The following is a 3,752-nucleotide window of genomic DNA, read 5'->3' as shown; positions in this document are numbered from 1 at the left end:
GCCTCTCGCCGCGCAGCCGCAGACCGACCCCCGGCCCGTACCCCCGGGCCCGCTCGGCCTGCGGCTGCGCGGCGTGCGGTTCGGCTACGGGGGAGAGGCCGTGCTGGACGGCCTCGACCTCACCGTCCGGCCGGGTGAGACCGTGGCTCTGGTCGGAGCGTCCGGGGCCGGCAAATCGACCTGCGCCCACCTCCTGGCCCGCTACTGGGACCCGGCCGAAGGCGCCGTGGAACTCGTGCCCGTCGGTCCGGCCCGCCCCGTCGACCTCCGGGACCTCGCCGAGAACGAGCTGCGCGCCGCCGTGTCCGTGGTGGGGCAGGAGGCCCCGCTCTTCCACGGCACGCTCGCCGAGAACCTCCGCCTGGGCGCCCCCGACGCGACGGCGGACGAGCTGGACGCGGTGGCCCGGATCTGCGGCGTCGACACCGTCGCCGACGCCCTGCCCGACGGCCTCGACACCGCCGTCGGCGAGCGCGGCGCGACGCTCTCCGGCGGCCAGCGTGCCCGGGTGGCCCTGGCCCGGGGGCTGCTGAACGGCCCGCGCGTCCTCGTCCTGGACGAGACGACCGCCCACCTGGACCACCGGGGCGACGCGGAACTGGCCCGGGCGCTCGCCGCCGACTCCGCCCCCCGGGCGACCCTGGTGATCGCCCACCGCCCGGCCACCGTCCGCAGGGCCGACCGGATCGCGGTCCTGGACGGCGGCCGCATCGTCGAGGAGGGCACCTGGGACGAGCTGATCCGGGCCGGAGGCCCACTGACCCGCCTCTTCGCTCGCGAGCAGACGGAGCCCGCCTCCTGAGCCGCACTGCGCACAGCCCTCAGGGAATCGGCTGCTCCGCCCAGATGATCTTCCCCCGGGGCGTGTAGCGCGTGCCCCACCGATGGGCGAGCTGCGCGACGAGGAAGAGGCCGCGCCCTCCCTCGTCCGTCGTCCTGGCGTGCCGCAGCCGCGGCGAGGTGTTGCTGGCGTCGGACACCTCGCAGGTCAGCGCCGACTGGAACAGCAGCCGCAGCCGCACCGGCCCGGAGGCGTACCGGATCGCGTTGGTCACCAGCTCGCTGACGATCAGCTCCGTCGTCATCGACAGCTCCTCCAGCCCCCACGCCTCCAGCTGGCGGGAGACCTTCGCCCGGGTCTCCCCGACCGCCGCGGGGTCCACGGGGACGTCCCACGACACCAGGTGCTCCGGGCTCAGGACATGCGTCCGGGCGAGGAGCAGCGCGATGTCGTCCGGCTGAGGTACGGGGAGCAGTTCCTTGACCACCGCCGGACACAGATCGTCCAGCGGCAGTCCGCCCCGGGACACCTGCCGGCCCAGCCGTTCCATGCCGCTCTCGACGTCCATGTCGGTCCCCGCGATGAGCCCGTCGGTGTAGAGACCGAGGAGGCTCCCTTCGGGCAGGACCATCTCCAGCGACTCGAAGGGCAGCCCGCCGAGTCCGAGCGGCGGCCCGGAGGGAAGATCCGGGAAGGTGACCGCTCCGTCCGGGGTGACGACCACCGGCGGGGGGTGGCCCGCCCGCGCCATCGTGCAGCAGCCGTTCGTCGGATCGTAGACGGCGTACAGGCAGGTCGCCCCCACCACCGTCGAGCCGCCCCGCTCCGCCGGACCCCCAGCGCGCTCCTCCTCGCTGAGCCGCAGGACGAGGTCGTCCAGGCGGGCCAGCAGCTCGTCCGGCGGCAGATCCATGTCGGCCAGCGTCTGTACGGCGGTACGCAGCCGGCCCATGGTCGCGGCGGCCCCGATGCCGTGCCCGACGACATCGCCGATGACCAGGCCGACCCGGGCGCCGGACAGCGGGATCACGTCGAACCAGTCCCCGCCGACCCCGTCCTTCGCGTCCGCCGGGAGGTACGACCACGCCACGTCCAGCGCCGTCCCGCCCCGCAGCGTGTGCGGCAGCAGGCTCCGCTGCAGCACCAGCGCCGCGGTGTGCTCCCGGGTGTAGCGGCGGGCGTTGTCCACGCACACGGCGGCCCGTGCCACCAGCTCCCGGGCGGGCGCCACATCGTCCTCGTCGAACGGCACCGGGTTCTGCGACCGCATGAAGGTGGTCAGCCCCAGCACGGTGTCGCGGGCCCGCATCGGTACCGAGATCAACGAGTGCAGCCCGAACTCCCGGATCCGGGCGGCCCGCGCCGGGTGCTGCTCCGTCCAGCCGTGGCGGTCCGGGTCGAGCACCGGCAGCAGGACCGGGGCGCCCGCCAGCAGGAAGTGCGCGTCATGTGGCGGTGGAACGAAGTCCACCGCATCCCCGACCTGGACGACCGCCTCCGGGCAGCCCTCGCGCACCGAGCTCATGCCCGCCCGGCGCATGGCGGGGCGCTCGCCCTCGGCCGGTGTGGCCGACCCGGGCCGGTCCCCGCCGAACGGCGTCTCCAGCAGGTCGACGAAGACGAAATCCGCGAACCGGGGCACCGCGAAGTCGGCGAGTTCCTGCGCCGTACGCTGTACGTCCAGGGTGGAGCCGATACTCGCCCCGGCCTCGTTCACCAGCGCGAGCAGCCGGCGCGCGTTCCACCGGTCGGTGACGTCGCGGACCATGTAACCGATGCCGATCCGCCGCTCCTGGGCGTCGGCCAGCGGGAAGAACGAGCTCGCGTACGCCCGTCGGCGGTGCGGATCGGCCCAGCTCCAGCCCAGGTACTCGTAGTCCGTGACCGCCTCGCCCGTCGACAGGACCTGCCGCATCAGCCGCTCGATGGGCGCCGCCAGTGCCGTGGGCAGCACATCGGCGGGCCGCCGCCCCAGACGCTGCTCCCGCGGTACGCCGCCGAATCGCTCCAGGGTGTCGTTGAGCCAGAGATAGCGCAGACCGGGGTCGAGCACGGCCATCCCGACGGGCGACCGGGCCATGAAGTCGTCCAGAACGGACCCGCTCATCGTCCAGTGCGGGGTGAGCTCCCGCCCGGAGACCAGGAAGACCTCCTGCCCGGCGATCTGGAACGAGGCGGTGACCCGCACGTCGATGTCCAGGGACCGGCCGTCCCGGCCCCGCAGCGGGACCAGCCCGCTCCACGCCGACCCGGTCCGGGAGCGCGCGGCCACCGAGGCCGTCCGGCGGGGGTCCGACGGGCCGGTCAGCAGGCGGGCGGCGGACCGGCCGACCACCTCGGCCGCCGGATACCCGAGCAGCGCCTCGGCCCCGCGCGTCCAGCCGATCACCGTGCCGTCCCCGGCGATCACCGCGGCCGCGTCGTCGGCCATTCGCGCCGGTCCCCGCCCGTCCCCGGAGGGCAGCGGTCCGGGCTCCGCCGGGAAGCCCTCATCGGCGGATGCCATTGCACCTCACCACCCTCTGTAGGTTTCCATGGTCGCGCGTCGCTCCGGACCGCGCCCGGTGCGGCGTGCGCGGTACCCGCGCGGGCTGTCCCTCGTTCGGCGGCGTGACGCGGCGGGACGTGCCCGCGTTGGTGGGGTGACAAGCGGTTGCTCGTCCCCCCTGCCCCCGCGCTGGACCCGTGTGGGTGGACGGCTCCGGCCCCCGACAGGAGGGCCGGAGCCGTTTCCATGCCCGAGGTCAGAAGCGGAAGCAGATCTCGCGCTCCCGCAGCCAGTCGCCGAGCCAGTCGGCGTACGGCACGGTGACGCACCACCTGCGGGCGGGAGGCGCCTCGGCACCGGGCGCCGGGGACGTGGGCGCCACCGGCGGCGACGGCTCCGCCGGGAGCGTGACCGTCGGGGACGGGACCGGATCCGTGGGGGCAGGCGTCGGCGACGGCGGGGGAGTCGGCGTCGGGCCGGGGG

The 3,752-nt window shown here is 75.1% G+C and carries 2 protein-coding genes and 1 pseudogene; 1 reads left to right on the top strand and 2 read right to left on the bottom strand.

Features of this window, described 5'->3' with window-relative positions; genetic code table 11:
- On the top strand, positions 1 to 802 hold an 802-nt coding region (locus tag D3105_RS32945), incomplete at its 5' end, for an ABC transporter ATP-binding protein (RefSeq protein WP_240647114.1).
- Between the two features lie 19 nt (positions 803 to 821).
- On the opposite strand, the gene D3105_RS32940 is transcribed toward D3105_RS32945, so the two are convergent.
- Together D3105_RS32940 and D3105_RS35825 are read right to left on the bottom strand one after the other, a co-directional pair.
- Positions 822 to 3,287 carry a SpoIIE family protein phosphatase gene (locus tag D3105_RS32940; protein ID WP_118906492.1) on the bottom strand — a complete coding sequence of 822 codons (2,466 nt, stop codon included), beginning with the start codon at positions 3,285 to 3,287 and terminating at the stop codon, positions 822 to 824.
- Between the two features lie 238 nt (positions 3,288 to 3,525).
- Positions 3,526 to 3,752, bottom strand: a pseudogene (locus D3105_RS35825) (glycosyl hydrolase family 26); the annotation flags it as partial.

The sequence above is a fragment of the Streptomyces globisporus genome, from assembly GCF_003501885.1.
GTDB classification, from domain to species: domain Bacteria; phylum Actinomycetota; class Actinomycetes; order Streptomycetales; family Streptomycetaceae; genus Streptomyces; species Streptomyces globisporus_D.
Note: the sequence above shows the minus strand (reverse complement) of the source record. Positions and strands in the feature narration are given on the sequence as shown.

Coding starts and splice junctions, on each gene's coding strand:
- D3105_RS32940 (WP_118906492.1), bottom strand. CDS start 3,287: ATGGCATCCGCCGATGAGGGCTTCCCGGCGGAGCCCGGACCGCTGCCC.